The sequence below is a fragment of the Paenibacillus turicensis genome, assembly GCF_017873435.1.
GTDB classification, from domain to species: domain Bacteria; phylum Bacillota; class Bacilli; order Paenibacillales; family Paenibacillaceae; genus Fontibacillus; species Fontibacillus turicensis.
Window position 1 is genome coordinate 1 of record NZ_JAGGKG010000031.1, and the last position, 17,258, is coordinate 17,258.

General features: G+C 36.9%; 18 protein-coding genes and 1 riboswitch. Of the genes, 4 read left to right on the top strand and 14 right to left on the bottom strand.

Features of this window, described 5'->3' with window-relative positions:
* Positions 1-318: 318 nt before the first annotated feature.
* Positions 319-912, top strand: a complete 594-nt coding sequence (locus J2Z32_RS21380) for a TetR/AcrR family transcriptional regulator (RefSeq protein ID WP_210091236.1) — start codon at positions 319-321, stop codon at positions 910-912.
* Entirely contained in the window at positions 909-1,724 is an 816-nt protein-coding gene (locus tag J2Z32_RS21385; protein WP_210091237.1) for a CPBP family intramembrane glutamic endopeptidase, read from the top strand. The genes J2Z32_RS21380 and J2Z32_RS21385 overlap by 4 nt, the downstream gene beginning before the upstream one ends.
* A gap of 9 nt (positions 1,725-1,733) precedes the next feature.
* On the opposite strand, the gene J2Z32_RS21390 is transcribed toward J2Z32_RS21385, so the two are convergent.
* The 12 genes from J2Z32_RS21390 to J2Z32_RS21445 form a co-directional block, all read right to left on the bottom strand.
* The gene (locus J2Z32_RS21390) at positions 1,734-2,813 is read right to left on the bottom strand and encodes a glycosyl hydrolase (protein WP_245251695.1); all 1,080 of its coding nucleotides are present in this window, start codon (positions 2,811-2,813) and stop codon (positions 1,734-1,736) included.
* A 304-nt stretch (positions 2,814-3,117) separates the two neighbouring features.
* Positions 3,118-4,485, bottom strand: a complete 1,368-nt coding sequence (locus J2Z32_RS21395) for an NCS2 family permease (protein ID WP_210091238.1) — start codon at positions 4,483-4,485, stop codon at positions 3,118-3,120.
* A 96-nt stretch (positions 4,486-4,581) separates the two neighbouring features.
* Positions 4,582-4,681, bottom strand: a riboswitch (purine riboswitch).
* 146 nt (positions 4,682-4,827) lie between these two features.
* Positions 4,828-5,394 carry a DUF5823 family protein gene (locus J2Z32_RS21400; RefSeq protein WP_210091239.1) on the bottom strand — a complete coding sequence of 189 codons (567 nt, stop codon included), beginning with the start codon at positions 5,392-5,394 and terminating at the stop codon, positions 4,828-4,830.
* A 39-nt stretch (positions 5,395-5,433) separates the two neighbouring features.
* The gene (locus tag J2Z32_RS21405) at positions 5,434-6,357 is read right to left on the bottom strand and encodes a helix-turn-helix domain-containing protein (protein WP_245251696.1); all 924 of its coding nucleotides are present in this window, start codon (positions 6,355-6,357) and stop codon (positions 5,434-5,436) included.
* Between the two features lie 168 nt (positions 6,358-6,525).
* Complete coding sequence (locus J2Z32_RS21410; protein ID WP_210091240.1) at positions 6,526-7,563, bottom strand: NAD-dependent epimerase/dehydratase family protein; 1,038 nt, start codon at positions 7,561-7,563, stop codon at positions 6,526-6,528.
* A gap of 172 nt (positions 7,564-7,735) precedes the next feature.
* Positions 7,736-8,560, bottom strand: coding sequence for a MerR family transcriptional regulator (locus J2Z32_RS21415; protein WP_210091241.1), 825 nt, complete (start codon positions 8,558-8,560; stop codon positions 7,736-7,738).
* A 40-nt stretch (positions 8,561-8,600) separates the two neighbouring features.
* A complete protein-coding gene (locus J2Z32_RS21420; RefSeq protein WP_210091242.1) occupies positions 8,601-9,122 on the bottom strand; it encodes a ClbS/DfsB family four-helix bundle protein in 522 nt (173 codons plus the stop codon).
* 194 nt (positions 9,123-9,316) lie between these two features.
* Positions 9,317-10,675, bottom strand: coding sequence for a sensor histidine kinase (locus tag J2Z32_RS21425; RefSeq protein ID WP_210091243.1), 1,359 nt, complete (start codon positions 10,673-10,675; stop codon positions 9,317-9,319).
* On the bottom strand, positions 10,660-11,328 hold the full coding sequence (locus J2Z32_RS21430; RefSeq protein WP_210091244.1) for a response regulator transcription factor: 669 nt from the start codon (positions 11,326-11,328) through the stop codon (positions 10,660-10,662). Before J2Z32_RS21430 ends, J2Z32_RS21425 begins: the two co-directional genes overlap by 16 nt.
* 27 nt (positions 11,329-11,355) lie before the next feature.
* Complete coding sequence (locus tag J2Z32_RS21435) at positions 11,356-12,126, bottom strand: lantibiotic immunity ABC transporter MutG family permease subunit (RefSeq protein ID WP_210091245.1); 771 nt, start codon at positions 12,124-12,126, stop codon at positions 11,356-11,358.
* 1 nt (position 12,127) lies between these two features.
* Positions 12,128-12,883, bottom strand: coding sequence for a lantibiotic immunity ABC transporter MutE/EpiE family permease subunit (locus J2Z32_RS21440; RefSeq protein WP_280921171.1), 756 nt, complete (start codon positions 12,881-12,883; stop codon positions 12,128-12,130).
* The gene (locus J2Z32_RS21445; protein ID WP_210091247.1) at positions 12,880-13,596 is read right to left on the bottom strand and encodes a lantibiotic protection ABC transporter ATP-binding protein; all 717 of its coding nucleotides are present in this window, start codon (positions 13,594-13,596) and stop codon (positions 12,880-12,882) included. Before J2Z32_RS21445 ends, J2Z32_RS21440 begins: the two co-directional genes overlap by 4 nt.
* A gap of 177 nt (positions 13,597-13,773) precedes the next feature.
* Between J2Z32_RS21445 and J2Z32_RS21450 the strand changes: the two genes are divergently transcribed.
* Together J2Z32_RS21450 and J2Z32_RS21455 are read left to right on the top strand one after the other, a co-directional pair.
* Complete coding sequence (locus tag J2Z32_RS21450; RefSeq protein ID WP_210091248.1) at positions 13,774-14,298, top strand: PadR family transcriptional regulator; 525 nt, start codon at positions 13,774-13,776, stop codon at positions 14,296-14,298.
* A 1-nt stretch (position 14,299) separates the two neighbouring features.
* Positions 14,300-15,058 (top strand): CPBP family intramembrane glutamic endopeptidase, encoded by a 759-nt coding sequence (locus J2Z32_RS21455; protein WP_210091249.1) that lies wholly within the window; start codon positions 14,300-14,302, stop codon positions 15,056-15,058.
* On the opposite strand, the gene J2Z32_RS21460 is transcribed toward J2Z32_RS21455, so the two are convergent.
* Entirely contained in the window at positions 15,051-16,217 is a 1,167-nt protein-coding gene (locus tag J2Z32_RS21460; RefSeq protein ID WP_210091250.1) for a VanZ family protein, read from the bottom strand. The genes J2Z32_RS21455 and J2Z32_RS21460 overlap by 8 nt on opposite strands.
* Before the next feature lie 163 nt (positions 16,218-16,380).
* Positions 16,381-17,226 (bottom strand): Cof-type HAD-IIB family hydrolase, encoded by an 846-nt coding sequence (locus J2Z32_RS21465; RefSeq protein ID WP_210091251.1) that lies wholly within the window; start codon positions 17,224-17,226, stop codon positions 16,381-16,383.
* Between the last annotated feature and the right edge of the window lie 32 nt (positions 17,227-17,258).

Sequence of the window (17,258 nt, forward strand, 5' to 3'; positions counted from 1 at the left end):
TGCTTACTTAAAAGCTTAGTTTCAGTGTTAACTGCGTTCTCAGCAGCAACTCTTATAATATATCATCTTTCGATCGGTTATGCAAGTCTTTTTTTAAAAAAGTTTTTTAAGCTCTTGTTTAAGTTTTATTCTCACTCTTTTTAAAAGTCTTGTTTTCGCGACCGGACTCATAATATATCACGATTATAATAAAGAAGCAAGTCTTGTATTAATATTTTTTTAACTACCATTATATTTTGCATTTTACTTTACAGTAGCTTGTCTCAACTGTTAATATTGAATATAAATTCAATGAAATTATTTTCAAGGAGATTTCAGATGACTAAACGTGACGAACAAAAAGAGCGGCGAAGAATTAAAATATTAGAGACTGCTTTAGACTTATTTATTCGAAAGGGATATGGCGAAACCAAAATTTCCGATATTGCTAAGGCTGCTAATATGAGTATGGGTCTGCTGTTCCACTACTTCAGCTCGAAAGAAGCATTATATGAAACGCTAATCAAAATTGGATGTGAGAAGCTAAAGATGGATTTGCCCATTTCAAACGCTTCATCTATTGCAATATTTAAAACTGCTGCCGAGGATTTTTTATCCTTAATTAAATCTAGCCCATTTGCTGCAAAAATGTTTGTCCTTATGGAAAATGCCAATCATCTTGATATTTTGCCACATGAAGTCAAACAACAGTTAATAGAAGGAGACACGATCATTCAGAAAAGTATTTCTATTATAAAAGAAGGGCAAAAACGCGGAGAAATTAAAGAAGGTGATCCAGAAGCTCTTTCTGTAGCTTTTTGGTGTTCAATTCAAGGTATTGCTCAACATATCGCATTATATCCAAGTGCACCATGTCCTGAAGCAGACTGGTTAATATCCATTATTGAGAGAAAAAGGAGTGATTCTGCATGACAACAAAAACGAGGACAAAAACAAGTTTAATTATTTTTATAATTGTAACTTTAGCAAGCGGATGGCTTGGTGTGCTATTAGATTTAGTCATTAAAAATAACGAACAAGGCAATTCCCTAGGTATGTTGTTATGGTTGGTTTTACCTCTTTTAGCTTCTATTACATTAAGATGGATTAACCGCGACGGGAAGGGAATGGGAATTAGACCGAATTTTAAAAGGAACTTGAAGTGGTATTTTGTAGCCTTAATCGTTTATCCATTAATCACGATGATCACATTAGGCTTAGGGATATTATGGGGAAGCACTACTATTAAGCTCGAACTTAATATCGTACTTCCGTTAATTGGTGCGGCACTTGTTACCTCATTTATTAAAAATATATTCGAGGAGTTTGCTTGGCGAGGTTATTTAACTCCAAAACTAATTGAACTTAACATTAACGATTGGTTAATCTATATTATTTCAGGTCTTGTTTGGGCATTATGGCATGCCCCCTACTACTTCTTCTTTTTACCTAATCATTATTTCGAAACGCTATCGAGAGTGGACACCATTTTAATTGGATGTGTACTTATGGTGATTTGGAATGTGATGTTTGTTGAAATCTATCGTATAACTAATTCAGTTTGGCCTACGGTTCTAATGCACGCCGTCGAAGATGCTGTGCCTACTTTATTAACTACTGGAGGTTTCATTATATTTACAAAATATGATTGGTGGCTAAACCCCATCACTGGGATTATTGCTACAATATTATTTCTAGCTATCGGGCTTATGCTTCGGCGTGTACGCATGAGAATGAGTTATTGAAGCTGTGATTTATTTAAGCTGTGCTTCAGCAAGCAAAGGAAACAAGTTATCAAAAGCATGAGTGTTATTATCAAAAACATAACCTCCAGCATATTTGCCATGTTGGGTTTGGAAATAAAGCATTCGCTTGTTCCATTTCTCCGCCCATTCCGTATCATTTTGTTGGAGTGCGAGCAAAATAGCTAATGCATATACAGCAGGTGATTCATACTCCACCGAAGGTTGAAGTGTATCACGATGATAGGCACCATATATTTTATGATTTTGTGCATATTGCTCCTGCAAAAACTGAAGCAAAGACTTATTATCTATCCCCGCCTCTCCTAAATGCAAAGCTACAATTAGTTGATCAATCAGATTCACCTTTTCATCATAGGTGTATTTTCCTGACTCTATTTCGTATAGCTTAGGATAAAACAAGGTGTCTATAGGCATGTGCTCTAAAATCGCAATATATTTATCATAATCATCAGAGTTCATAAGCTGATGCTTTTTCATCAACTTAAAGGCACCGACATCTACATACACTAAGCTTAAAGTTGGAGAATAATAATGATTGGCTTCATCATAAAAGTCCACAAGATATCCTTCAAGGCGGGTTTTGTCCATGAGATAAGTGTTTATCTTTTTTGCTAATTGAAGATCTGCTTCATCCCCCCATAGTTCATAGGCTTGTAGCAAAGCACGAACAATACGTAGGTCATCCCCTAACGCATTTGTAGTAACATGGGATACTCCATCTTTATCAAGCTTCCAATAAATATGTCCTTGTGGACTCATAAATTTACTACGAAGTTGTTCAGTCGTATCAGAAAACAATTTCTGATCCTTCATCACAATTCCATATTCAAGCCATAAGCCAAGTGATTCAGACAAAGCTTCTCTGCCTGCGACAACATTAGGATCTGTTGAAGGTGCATCCTGCAAATAGCTTGCGATTGTCCCTGATGGATTAAACATATGATTACGAACAAATTGTTCAGTTAAAGCACGAGGATTATTTGTTAGCTTCATTATAAAAAACACCGCCATAACAACACAAATAAGAACAATCATTACAAATACACGCCATTTTCGTTTAATAATCATGAAAGCAGAGAAACCTCCATTTGAACTTTATTTACAACTACTTTTTATTGTTTCTTCTTATTATAATGCTCTAACTGTATCATGCACTATTTTGGATCTAGATATTTCTTCTTGCGACTCACTGCACTTCACTTACTATAGAAGAGTTGAGCCATTCCATTGCCCACTTCTTAACTTCATTATTAATGTTTCAATTGTAATCGTTCAATAATAAGTAAGAAAAAAAGCGTCCTTAAGTTAAAAACCTAAGAACGCTTATATAGCTGAGTTACTTTTAAATTATTTATAGCATGAATATTTAACTTTATTCGCCACCGATAAATACGTAACGGCAAACGACTAATACTGCTAGCAACCACATTAACCAGTGAACCTTCACCTTGTTTTTCGTAAACAATGTAGATACCCCACCTAAAATTACGTAGGATACGATCCCTGCAGAAATCCCGTTCGCGATACTACCGGAGAATGGCATCAAGACGATGGTAAGGAATGCAGGGAATGCATAAAGGAAATCGTCCCACTCGATGCTACGAACTTGACCGATCATCAACACACCAACAATGATTAAGGCTGGTGCAGTTGCCGCTGATGGCACTACCGCTGCAAGTGGAGCAATAAATAAAGCAAGCAAGAACATTACACCAGTAGCAACAGACGTTAAACCTGTACGTCCACCTGCTGCAACACCTGCAGTACTTTCTACATAAGAAGTGATTGTACTTGTACCCAAGAATGCACCCGCACTTACACCCACTGCATCAACAAGCATCGCTTGTCCAATTTTCTTTTCGCCTTCTTCTTTGTTTTTCATTAGACCAGCACGAGTAGCAGTTCCGACTAATGTGCCAAATGTATCAAACAATTCTACAAACGTAAAGACAAATACGATTTCAAATAAACCAAGCTTAAATGCTGCGCCAAGGTCAAGCTGACCTACCGCTAAATTATCAAAAGTAGGGATCCAGTTAGCATTAGACAAACCGCTAAGGTCTGTAACCCCCATCGGAATACCAATTAAAGTTGTAGCAACGATACCGATCAGCATTGCACCTTGTATTTTTAAAACGGAAAGGATTGCAATGATAATTAAGCCAATGAGTGTTAACTGGATTTCGGCACTGTGAACAAAATTTCCTAAGGCAAAATTAAGCTGACTGCCTAATGCAAATCCATTTTCAACTGTTCCAGTCACGTTTGCACCAATTAAATTACTCATTTTGAGTCCCAAACTAGCTACAAATAAGCCGATACCGACTGTAATGGCTGCCTTCAAGCTTTGAGGTACTGCAACCAAAAGCAATTGGCGAATTTTTGTTACCGTCAGGATCAAGAAAATAATACCGGAAATAAATACAGCACCTAATGCTGCCTGCCAAGTGATTGCACCGTTAGAGCCAAGTACAACCGTCATGAAATATGCGTTAAGTCCCATACCTGGAGCAAGTGCAATTGGAATATTAACAAAAACGCCCATTGCAATGGTAATTAACCCCGCACCAACTGCAGTTGCAAAAAATACGCCATCCGTTGGAATACCTGCGCCGCCAGGGCCTAAGAACAAATTGTTTACGAGTAAGATGTAGGCCATCGTCATAAACGTTGTAATCCCCGCGATAATTTCCGTTCTTACATTCGTTCCGTGTTCCTTAAGTTTAAAGAACCGATCCATGGTTAAAAACTCCCCCTTAAAATGTGTCGGGTAACGACAAAAAACCGGGTCAATTCCACTCCCCGGCTGCGTACTAAATAGAAAAGCGTTAAACAAACGCGACGCTCTTCTCTTCGTAGCCAGATCATTACGGTGATCTTGTAGAAACTTCTGAGCCAATCCTCAGAATTATACGAAAAGCTTAAATTGCAATTGTCGAAAAACCCATTTATAAGTCCATTCACGAGGACTTACTACATGAATCATTCTAGGCGTCGCGTCTCTTCTTGTCAATAAGAAAAACGAATATTCAACACAAAAACTAATTTAATGTTCGTGATTTGTTCAAAATATTGCTTTTATTTAAGATTTCATTGTTTGGTTCTGAAATTTGTCACGTTGACCATATTGGTTTACTAACGATAAGCCACCACAAATTAGACATAATATCACTACTTGTTGACTAATTATTTCGCTACTAAGTAACGTATAGAACTGAAACACTTGGAGCATACAATAGCCTAATCCCGCACCTATTACAAAGGAGCTAATTTCTATATGTTCTTGTCGCATACCAAAATAATTCAGTAACCTCAGAATCAGTAACACAATGTTACATGCAGTAACCACGATCATACCGATTGTATACAGCTGCATTGATTCATAGTTATCAATATTAAAGTCACTTAAAACTTTCAGCAAAATAATCGCTACGATCCACAGTGCAAATTGACCTAAAACTTCTAACACTATCGTCGTGATATAGCCTTTGCTGCTTTGTTTAGATAATACCTTAAATATCCCAATCCCTATTGCTAATATAACTAATACCAGACTTAGACTATACAAGTAGCTTTCAAGTTTTCCAGTAAAGAAATCAGCTAGAAAGTTTATTAATACTTGAATTATCACTTCAATAAATGAAAACATCCCATGTCCCCCGATACCATATCTCTCTTAAGCAAAATCTTAGTCCTCAAAGGTTAGGTTTTGTGGCTCTAGAGGTAATGTCTCATCTGCACCTGTAAATTGGGTTACTTCGATATCTTTGCCTACTTCTTCAAATTGGCAATTATCCAACCACACTTTACCTGATCCAGATAATAAAATACCAATACTTATGGTAGCCGCCTCATCTGATATATCTAATACACAAGCATAATAATTCCATGAAACAGTTCCTTTAATACTACGGTATTCCATATTGTCAAAAGCTAGCATGTTTTGTTTTTGGTCGTCAACTCTCATCCACAAACCACACCACCCGTTAACATCCTCAGTTTTCACGAAACCTGAAAAACGCATTCTTTTACCGATATACTGTTTAGCTTGAAATTGCTGCATTAACGTGCCAAATTCATTGGTAGTTACATCTATTTCTTGATTAGAAGCCAAACAAAGTGACTTACTTCCTTCATGATAGGTTTCATGATCCAAATGTACATCATATTTATTAGGACTTGTTCCTGTTGTAAACCATCCATTGATATTTGACACTATAATCCCTTCTTTCATAGGTATAAGTAATCTCATTTGTGAGCGGTACGATGCTGGTGGCAATGAATACAATGCTTTAAACGCCCTCGTAAATGCTTCTTGACTTTCAAAACCATAATGCAACGCAATATCCAAAATACGCTCGTCCGTATACAATAGCAGGTATGCCGAAGAGCTTAATCTTCGATAACGAATATAAGTATTTAAGCTTTGACCCACATATTTACTAAAAATACGATGGAAGTGATATTTAGAGAAGCCAACCTGTTTTGCCACAATATCTAAATTCAAATCCTGATCTAGATTTTGCTCAATATACTTAATACTTTGCTGAATAATATCGTAATAAATGTAACTCTCTCCTTTCTTCTCATGTTGTATCTTTATTATAGCCATGCATTATCCTTTAATTTTTGATACATCTTGCTATAATTTCGCCAAAGGCTATGACAACAGTCTTAGTTTTAAAATAAAAAAATAGATGCCCCTACTTACGAAAGGCATCCATTTCCACTTCATTTTCCTTCACTTTAACTTACTTCTAAATCTTGAAATATTCTTCTTTCATTTCAGCTTGCTTAGCAACTGATCTTCCTGTTCATAAATCCGCAGCTGCGCATGATAGTCAGGTAAGGTTGTATCTGCAATACAAGCAACCTCCCATTTTACTGTTCGTTTAAGAGTTTCATCATAAGGAATAATCTCATACGCTCCAAACTCTTGTTCAAATCGTTCACTACTTGCAACAATAGATTGATTCGTATTGTATGGAAATGCCGCAAATGACGGTAGCTCTGATTTTGGTAGAACAATAATTTGACCATTCCAATCTAATGTTGCAGCGATGTTTTGAATATGTTCTAGCATCGTAGGAGCATTGGGATTCGCAATATTGTATATCGTGTGCTTCCCAACTGGGGCAGCAATGGCTAATGCCATCGCATGGGCAACATTTTCAACATAGCTATGACTCCAACGCCAGTTAGCAAAACCATCATCAAGTAAAATGTGTGGTCGATGATCCAGCATTGGCTTGAGCTTCAAGTAAGAAAATAGCCGGTGTTGTGGGTCGCCTGGTCCGTAAATAGCTGGCAAACGTAAGATCGTCACATGGATTTCCTGCTGGGATTGCCATACTTCCTCGACAAGTAATTTATCATATAAATTATCAAAATCATCATCAGGCTTCAGCTTATTTCGGTTCGGAAAGCGATTAGGCCTAAGCCTTGAATCTTCGGTTAATGGTATCGGTTCAAGGTCGCCTTGGGCTTGCCCTTTTACAATCGCAAAGGCACGATATACGTCATGACTCGACGTGACGATTACCCGACTCGTAATCCCTCGCACAGCTTGAAAAATAAGTGCAGCACTTTCCGCCGTACCCGAAGCCATATCAACTACAACATCAGGTGCAAATTGCTCAAAATGAGAGCGATAGTCCATAATATGTTTAATTTCACCACGAATATGTTTCACCGACTGCAACCAAGAATCATTAGCTGAGCCACGATGGAAAATAGCAACCTCATGTCCTTCTTCAATAAGCTTTTTTAAAATATACAACTCTACAAATGATGTCCCACCTACAATAAGAACTCTCATTATGCATCCCTCCAGCTTATACACCAGATTTTACACTATAAAACACTCATTCACACCTTTACCCTCTAAAAGACTATTTTAAACGATTTTTTAGTAAAAAAAAGAACATAACGATGACAAAATGTCATGTTTATGCTCAAATTGAAATAATCCTTTATGTTATCTCCCTATGTTATTTAAGTAATTTAACAGGAAAACATGCCTCAGTTACCCACTTTTCTGGATTAAGCTCTTGAGCTGGAGATACATGATAAATGTTAAACATTGGACCATTTAGCTCATAATTCTGGTCTTCAATCCACTGTGCCACCACTTGGGATACCGTTCCCATTTGATCATAACTTCCATTTATCATTACAGAAGCAATCTCAATAGGTAATGTTGTATATTGCGATAAATCAGCCAAGTTTGCTAAATCAAACTTTATATTTCCTTCTATAGATACTTGTACTTCTACATCTATATTATGTGCTTTATACTCTAGATCGTGGAAAATCGCCATGGGGCACGGGTCTGAAGTCAGCTGTATTTTTTGTTGTGCAAGTCCAGAATATAACGTATTCCATAACTGTGCTTCATGATGATAAGTTTCAATCACACGTCGAACACTAAGTACATTGCGCTGGGGTATCTCCTTTAAAATCACATGATAGGGATGAGTTTCTGCTCCCTGCTGTAATAGAGAAGATATGTGTGTCACCTGTTTTTCGATCACTTTCAATTCTTCCTGCAATTCCATTTGTTTCACACTTAAAAAGCGGTGCAAATCATTCTGATTCATATTTCCCTCTAACATCTCTTTAATCAAGGTTAGACTAAAGCCAAGCTCCCTAAGCTGTCCTATTTTCCCAACTACGCCAAGCTGATCCGCAGTGTAATAACGATAACTGGAACATTCATCTATATGTTTTGGTAGTAACAAACCTAACTTGTCATAATGACGCAACATTCGGATACTTACGCCAGATAGTCTTGAAAAATCACCAATTTTAAACAAGATACCGTCTCCTCTATTACTAGTTCATCTAGTTCATCGGTTATCTCTGTATGCCTTTTTTCCATTTGCGGATCTTTGTTCTAAAATTCGTAAATGGAGAAATCGTATTAATTTTAATCCAACGTACCATCGGCCAAGTCTCATTGTCCCCTGTCCACTTGCGTACACCTTGGGTAAAAAGCTCTTCGTCTGTCAGTGTATCAATCCATGTCTGAAACTGCTGTTCTAACAACTGCAATTGCTGACGCAGCTGCTCAAGAGTATACGGTTTACATTCTTCATAAAAGGCTTGATACATCTCACCTAAACGATTCCATTTATATCCTTCTTTCGGCATATGGACTTCCTGTCCCGCCTTTTCAGCCTTGTCCCATCCCATTACTAACTGGAGCCAACCAATCTGATATGCAATCATTTCGGCTGGGGTGCGATCTACACCTTCAACTAGAATATCACGATCCGCATTCGTAAGATCATTAAATTCCTGATCAAGTAAAAGATATCTTTTATGAATTTCATCCTTAAGTTGTTGTTTGGATTGAGGTAATGAAGATTGTGCCATCGATTTATTCCTCCTAGCAGCGTCCTTTTAATCAGCTCATAGCCATAGATCATAGAACAAGATCAAAGATCATAAATCATAACTTAGCTTATAACTTGATTGTACAGTCTAACATTATGTCAGAGTCAAGCCAACCTACCTCAAATCAAGCTTAATGCTTAAAACTTTATAGCTTAAAGCTTAAAGAGATAAGCTCAAAGCTCAATCACAACTTGCCCACCACCTGAATCAGCATTACGTAAAGTCAGCTTCCCACCATGTAAGCCAACAATATTATGGGCAAATGTAAGCCCCATTCCATAATGGCCTTGAGTGGATCTACTTTTATCTCCCATATAAAACAACTGAGTAGCTTGTTGTAGTGCTTCATTCGTAAATCCTTGACCGCTATCGGTAATCGTTATAACGGTTTTCTCCTCTACTAATTGCGTATGCAATTTAATAGTACCTCCGTCTGGTGTATAATCAACCGCATTACTTAAAATATTCATTATCGCACGATGAAATAAGTCTAAATCAACAAATAGGGTAAGTCCCCTATTCTGCTCCATAGTTATATTTACGCTTACATCCCGCCCACCTATATAAGCAATGGTTTCTGAATGTACTCGTTCCAACCATTCATTTAATTGGATATGTGCTTTAGTCACAGACATAGGGTTTTGGCTTCTAGACATATGGATTAGTTGGTTAATATAGTGTTCAATCCTAGTATTGGCAGCTAAAATATAATGTGTATATGTGTTTTGCTCTTCATCTAAATCAGATAAGCTGAGTAGCTCCGCATTTCCCCTAATTACCGTTACAGGTAGCTTAACATCATGTGCTAAGGCAGCAATTTGCTCATTTTTATTTTGTTCCATCTTCCATTGTGATTCCAAGGATTGCTTGAGTGCTTCTCTCATCTCAGAAAGGGATTGAATGATCTCATCAAACTCTTGAATATTTGAATGAACATCTTCAAAGTTCAAATCTTGCTGTTGTATGTGCCCTGTTAGTTTATTAATGATTTTAAATTGCTCCTTAAAGCGATTTACATAGATCATCGTTACACTAAATACAATAAGAAGGATGCAGATTAAACCAATAGCAAACTCCAATAATTCAACATTAGGCAACCACTGTCGCAGTACTGGAGAGCCAAATTGTGCTCTTAATTGATAATGTAAAACAACATATTGCTGCTTGGTCTCAATTAAGCGATAAACTTGTTGATCTTTTGCTGTTACCTTCATTTTTGTTTTCAAAAAAGACATGGCAACCGATGGATCTAAATCACCCATTGTATACTGCAAATTTTGCTTATTAAATACACCAAACTTAAGCCCACTAGGTATTATTTCTGCCGTAACCTCACTAGCCTGTTGAATAATAGGTTCTGCCTGGAGCACTCGTTGTTCATCATAGTTAGCGGGTAAAATAAACCCTGAATTGATGGCAATGAGATGGAGTATTACAAATGCCACACCTATTCCAATCACACTCATTGCCATCTTTATTAAGTACATCAGAAATTCTCTTCTTAAATTGCTTTGATTCATTCGGATTGCCATTTATACCCTACCCCCCATACCGTTGAAATAGGGTCTAGCTCATATTGTTTAAATTTCTTGCGAATTACACGTATGAACTCAGTTATCGTTGAAAATAATGCATTACCTTCAAGGCCATATAATTGCTCATAAATTTGTTCTCTGGTGTATACATGATCCTTATGTTTTACAAGTAGTTCACAGATTCGATATTCATTTTTAGTTAAATGAATTTGATTTTCTCCTACCCACACCTCTTTAGCTGCAAAATCAAATGAAACCCCTGATACGGTCATTGTGGCAATTTGCTTATCTCGATGCTCACGTCTAACGTGGGCGTTCACCCTTGCACTTAGCTCCATTACACCAAACGGCTTAGCTATATAGTCATCGCCACCGGTAATTAAGCCTTGGACAATATCTTCTTCTGCTGTTTTTGCAGTTAAAAATAGAATAGGACAATCAATAGAGCTTCTGATTCGTTGACACAATTCAAACCCATTCTCATCAGGCATCATCACATCTAGTAAAATTAAGTCGTAGCCTTGAAAATCCTTAATGGGTCTATTTCGGGTATTATTAATTAGGACGACATCATGGTTACTTTTTTGCAAAATATTACGAATTAATACTAGAACTGCTTCATCATCATCCACCGCTAATATTTTTGCCAAATGTGATCACCTCTTCAGTTCCACCAATTAATCAGACGATTTCCTACCCTCCCACACATTAAACCACCATAGACTTGCACCAAATAAAAGGGCGGTATACAGGGTCATGTACTGAATTCCATCAACCATTTCTCTCTTAATGAGGGTAAGGACATCCTGATTATAGATTGAGCTTTTTAATATTATATAACTATCCATAAATCGAATCCCCCACGCCCAAGGTACATATTTCCATACCCCATCACCAAGTCCTGTTGCCATTAGTGCAGTTAATAATAAGCCTGCCCCGCCAAGTGTAACGGAAGCTGACAGACCTAACACAAATGCAATAAAAAGATATATGAGATACAAAACAATACAGCTAAAAACAAGGACAATAGTCGCTTGGGTATAGGTGAGATAAGGAATCCCTTCTATACCGAGTATATAAGTAGCACCTAGCATGAAAATAGCTACAGCTACAATAATTGAACCACTTGTTAATAAAATTAATGACATTAGCTTTCCTACATAGCTTCTAGATCTAGATATACCACCTAATAAGACTTGATAATGACCTGCCTTTTCCTCTTGCATACTTATCATGCCACAAATCAAGCTAATTAAAAAAGGAAGAGCAATACAAATTGCATCCATATAAAATCTAAATAGCTTTACTTGATCCTTTTCATGTACAACACCAAAATAAGATAAAAAAAGGAGTGCACATATAAGTGGGATCAGTAAAAAAATCCACTTTACTGATGTAGCCTTTAGCTTTATCCATTCCGCAGAAATTGCTCGCCCTAAAGACATCATCCTACTTCGCCCCCTTCATGGAGCTTTCCAGCGGAACACTCTTTTTAAAGGCTAGTGAAGTTACTGCTGTTATAATTATGACGAGCGCTGCCGCTAACAAAATCCCGATTAAGACGACCGAGCCATCCCGAAGCGGACTAGTTTGCGAAAGTAGTGTACCATTTGCATGCACCCCAATGATCGGCATCATTAAGCGAATGGACCAGCTCCAAGGATTTAACCACCATAATGATGTCGTTGAAAAGGCAATGCCTAACACCAAGCGCCCAACAATATTAGTGATGAGCGCAGCTCCCATGCCCCACTTTTTGGCCAAGTATAACATAAGTGGAATCTCCCATAATGAAGTAAACCAAATCAACAGTACCCCCACTAATTGTCTCATCTCAAATAAGGGCATCGCGGGGAATACATAGGATAATAAACCCATCATGATTAAAAATAGCAACAAAGAGGACAACGCCTGCAAAGCAATTACGATAATTTTGGCCACCCAAGCTTTGGATAGTGAAATCGGTAATAATAAAATATTGCTATAGTCCCCTGCCTTTTTCTCCTTCTGGTTGGATTGTACACACCACAAGGCAATGGCTATAGGCATAAACAAAATACTCCACCAGTTAAATGTATTTGTTACAAAATACACAGGGCTCATGATAAACGAGATTAGAATATTAATTAAGGCAATGAGCCATATCAGTGTAATTGAAAAACTCCGCTTTACTTTCAAGCACTCGCCTCGAATATAATTTATCAAGATCTCGCACCCCGCTTTCTTTTGTTCTCCTTCACCACATCCAAAAATAGTTGTTCTAAGTTTTGCGGATCATCAACAATACCTTGATAACCAATAATTCCATCACTGATAATTCCAATATGCTCTGCAATTTGACCTACTTCAGACAAAATATGACTGGATAAAATGACGGTAATCCCTTGACTTGGGAATGATCTAATAAGATCGCGAAGCTCCCCGATCCCAATCGGATCAAGTCCATTTGTTGGCTCATCCAAAATAAGCAGCTTCGGATGATTCAGCAATGCAATTGCAATCCCAAGTCTTTGCTTCATCCCCATAGAAAACTTCCCTGCGGTTTTTTTTCCGGTGTGTGTGAGGTCAACTATTTGTAGCACCTCTTGAATTCTTTCCTTTGGTAAACCAAGCATCTTGGTACGCACTAACAAATTTTCATAGGCAGTTAAATTAGGATATAGTGGAGCAGTTTCAATTAACGCACCAATATGCTCTAAATCCTTACGTGTCCAAGAATGCCCATCAAAATAAATATCACCAGAGGTTGGAGCAATAAGCCCTGTCATCATTTTTAAAGTTGTGGATTTCCCAGCCCCATTTGGACCTAACAAGCCGTAAATACTGTTTCGCTTCACTGCTAATGAAATACCTCGAACGACAAGCTCCTTACCGTATTTCTTAGAAACTTGATTTAACTCGATTAAGTTCGTTGTCACCCTTCATCAACCTTTCATATTACAAACCCTGTTTTTTATCTCTCATGCTATAAGGGTAATCAGCAAATCTCAGAAAATAATCAAGATTTCAAAAAATTGTTGACAAACCCCAGAATACATATATCATATAGATATATCTAATTGATATATATTTCATAAAAGTGAAAGGATATAAAAATGATTAATTACGTTATTCTTGGTCTTTTGATGGAAGCCCCAATGTCCGGTTATGACCTCAAAAAATTAGCGGAGCAGACGATTGGCATGTTTTTCAAAATGAGTTATGGCAATTTATATCCGTCATTAAAAACACTCACTAAGGCTGGAGAAATCACAGAGCAAGAAACGCAAAACAGTAAAAACAAAAAAATATATACGCTTACCGATCAAGGAAAAGCAAGCTTTGTGAAATGGTTAGCTGAGCCGCTACAAAGCAATAAAAAAGAATACATGGTCAAAATTTTCTTTTATGATTATTTAGATGAAGTTACAAGACTTACCAATCTGAGGGTATATCAAGCGCAAATAGAAAGAAAGATGATGGAAATGAAGGGGCTACAAAACATTGTAAATGAGGAGTTAGCTTCCATTCCGAACAAAGAGGATTATTATTACCGCGTGTCTACGATGTATTACGGCTTACAATTTTATGAAATGGAACTAGCATGGTTAAATAAAATAATTGAAAAGGATAACTTATAATATGAAAAATACAAATACAACTACAACTACAGTTAAGCTTAAAAAGCCAATGAATATTTACCTAAAAATTATTTTAATTGAATTACTCGTGATCTTTTTCTATACAGCGAATGGCGCTTATGTATCAATAACACAACCAGACAATCCTGTGTTGCAATTTATTGGTTTGATCCCGTTAGCCATTGGGCTGATTATATATGTGTTACGTGGTCAACGTTGGAAGGACTTGTACTTAGATTCAAAAATTAAATCCCCAAAAGATATTTTAGTATACGCCCCTTTACTTATCGTACTAATGATTATTTTCATCGGAAATGAAGGCTTGAATTTAACCTCTATTCCAAACTTATTACTCATGTTGATCATACAAATCTGTGTGATTGGTGTAATTGAAGAAATTATGTTTCGTGGCATTATGCTTAAAGCATTGGAAGGTAAAGGAACTACTGTTGCTGTATTAATCAGCAGCGTGTTTTTTGGAATTACACATGCTCTCCAATTGATGGGCGGACAATCACTAGAGGATACAATTTTGCAAATTATATATGCGTTTGTACTTGGTGCAGTGCTGGCCTTACTTGTTCTACATAAACATACCTTGATAGCAACAATTATATTTCATGGTGTGCATAACTTCCTGAATTTTATGGCAAAAACAGAACGTACAGCCTCAATCCTTGACTACATTATTGTTGCTATCTTGGTCGTATATATGATTTGGTTATTTATAAAGGTGCGTCAAACACGTTCCATTATTTAACCACTTCACTCTCATTTTTTCTTGTTGTATATAAATCAGAGACTTCATCAAAATAATATCGGCGTTTTTGTTTGCTAAAGGTGACGATCATAACATGGATAAACAAGACCAGCGTTACACAGATCGCAGTCAAACCTGCACCTAGATTGAAAAAGATAGATACTTTATAAAATGGGGAGTCCATTGGGATGTTCACGTAGTTTAAAACCTTCAAAAATACAATAATAAGGTATACGGCATAAATGGCACCAAAGCGCTTAAGCAAACGTTTGGTTGTTTCAAAACGACTAACTTTACTGTCATAGCGAAAACGCATAAATTTTGTACCCAGTGTGGCTCCGTTCCAGCGCCATGGAACAATAAATAAACTAACAAATAGTACCACCGTATTAACCATTAACGTATTCACGATATTAACTTGTAGCAAATTCAAAACAATTGTAATAATTACATTACTAATAAAAATATCGATGGCAAATGCCAGCAACACAGACATACTGCGTACTTCGTCTAGTGCCAGCAATTTTTCTGCCTTCTCATTCATTTTTTCTTTTGATGGAAATAACGCTAAAATGGCAGGTGCAATAAAGAACCCAAGTATGCCCCCAGCGGTATTCAACATCAGGTCATCCACATCAAAAATACGATAAGGGCAATTGTAAATGCCATAAATGCCTGTAACCTGTGTAATTTCATAAAATAGGGTTAGTAAAAAGGTAAGACCTAACGCTCTCTTCCAATACTTCCGTTCTTGAAAGAAATAACGTAAATAAACGCCAAAGGGCAACAATAACAAAAAGTTGAAAAAAGCTTGGTAAAACGACGGTTGGCTAAATAAAAACCGATAAGTTGCGGGTTGTGACAACACAATCCCACTATCTTTTAAGGTGTCCGTTACAAATTGAAATGGGACAAGGGAATAAAATTGAGTGCCTGGCTTTTGAATCGAACAAGTATCACGTGTTTCTGGTAACGGTAACAGCACTAAAAATAAGGCCGCTAAAAAGTAAAAAATAAAAGAAAAGGAAATTAGTGTGGTGGACAATGGAAAATAGCCAAATTTGCGATATGTATAAATTAGCCATGGAATAAATATGATAAATGCAATAACGACAAAGGCTATAGCTGCCACAAAAATGGGCTGAGTATAAGATATCATGTGTTCTCCCCTTATAAAAAATCAAAATTTCCCATGCTCATTTTGATCAATCACATTCCATTATTTTATCCTTATAACGGGTTCTAATTCAACAAAGTTGTGTTCATTTTAAAAATAAAAATAGCCGACTTCTCTACGGAAGTCGACTGATAAATTCATCGATCTAAATAAGCTTATGCTTTTTGAAGCTATTATAGAGTCCATTTTCCTGAATATCATCGGTAACATCATCAGCAATGTCTTTTAACTGTGGTCTTGCATTGCCCATCGCCACACCAATACCGCAATATTCCAGCATTTCGATGTCATTTAGACCATCACCAAAACCAAATGTATTTTCCCGAGGTATACCTAGATGTGTAATCACCTTCTCAATCGCAACGGCCTTATGAATATCTGGAACCATAAGCTCTCCGCTATCTTTACCAAACATCGGTACAGTGCACTGAATCACTTCGAATTTCCCCTCAAACTCTCTTTTAATGTGTTCAAAAGGAACAGTTGCACTTTCTAAAAAGCAAGCCTTGTTTACATCACTGCGATATAAATTAGCTTCACCAACAATTAAGCCTTCGATAAAGGGATGTGGCTGTTGTTCTTTTTTCAATCTAGCAAAGCTATCATTTTCAACATCACCATAAATTAAACGATCTAAATGAGGAATTAAATTTCGGCTTGCATATAATCCTCCGTTGGATTCTAAATAAAAGTCGATATCATGGGCGTTAAAATAATCCACCATATGGATTACATCCTCATCAGCTACTTTATGGTGATATAGCATTTCGCCGCCAATTTCAGCAAATCCACCCCCTGCTCCAATGATGCCATCAAAACCAATTTCCATAATGAAATCATACAGCTCCGCTTTGGATCTGCCTGTACATAAAAAGATCAAATGCCCATTTTTTCTAGCCTCAATACAAGCTGTCCGCGCAGAATCAGGTACACTTCCATCATCCAAAACTAAGGTTCCGTCTACATCTAAAAAGATAACTTTTTGCTCCATGTTATAATCGCTCCTGTCTGATCTATATGAAA

Bases quoted from the DNA above. Each gene is read 5' to 3' on its own strand.
- J2Z32_RS21385 (WP_210091237.1), top strand. From the start codon at position 909: ATGACAACAAAAACGAGGACAAAAACAAGTTTAATTATTTTTATAATT.
- J2Z32_RS21425 (WP_210091243.1), bottom strand. From the start codon at position 10,675: ATGGCAATCCGAATGAATCAAAGCAATTTAAGAAGAGAATTTCTGATG.
- J2Z32_RS21410 (WP_210091240.1), bottom strand. From the start codon at position 7,563: ATGAGAGTTCTTATTGTAGGTGGGACATCATTTGTAGAGTTGTATATT.
- J2Z32_RS21405 (WP_245251696.1), bottom strand. From the start codon at position 6,357: ATGGCTATAATAAAGATACAACATGAGAAGAAAGGAGAGAGTTACATT.
- J2Z32_RS21460 (WP_210091250.1), bottom strand. From the start codon at position 16,217: ATGATATCTTATACTCAGCCCATTTTTGTGGCAGCTATAGCCTTTGTC.
- J2Z32_RS21435 (WP_210091245.1), bottom strand. From the start codon at position 12,126: ATGATGTCTTTAGGGCGAGCAATTTCTGCGGAATGGATAAAGCTAAAG.
- J2Z32_RS21450 (WP_210091248.1), top strand. From the start codon at position 13,774: ATGATTAATTACGTTATTCTTGGTCTTTTGATGGAAGCCCCAATGTCC.
- J2Z32_RS21395 (WP_210091238.1), bottom strand. From the start codon at position 4,485: ATGGATCGGTTCTTTAAACTTAAGGAACACGGAACGAATGTAAGAACG.
- J2Z32_RS21420 (WP_210091242.1), bottom strand. From the start codon at position 9,122: ATGGCACAATCTTCATTACCTCAATCCAAACAACAACTTAAGGATGAA.
- J2Z32_RS21390 (WP_245251695.1), bottom strand. From the start codon at position 2,813: ATGATTATTAAACGAAAATGGCGTGTATTTGTAATGATTGTTCTTATT.
- J2Z32_RS21455 (WP_210091249.1), top strand. From the start codon at position 14,300: ATGAAAAATACAAATACAACTACAACTACAGTTAAGCTTAAAAAGCCA.
- J2Z32_RS21380 (WP_210091236.1), top strand. From the start codon at position 319: ATGACTAAACGTGACGAACAAAAAGAGCGGCGAAGAATTAAAATATTA.
- J2Z32_RS21400 (WP_210091239.1), bottom strand. From the start codon at position 5,394: ATGTTTTCATTTATTGAAGTGATAATTCAAGTATTAATAAACTTTCTA.
- J2Z32_RS21465 (WP_210091251.1), bottom strand. From the start codon at position 17,226: ATGGAGCAAAAAGTTATCTTTTTAGATGTAGACGGAACCTTAGTTTTG.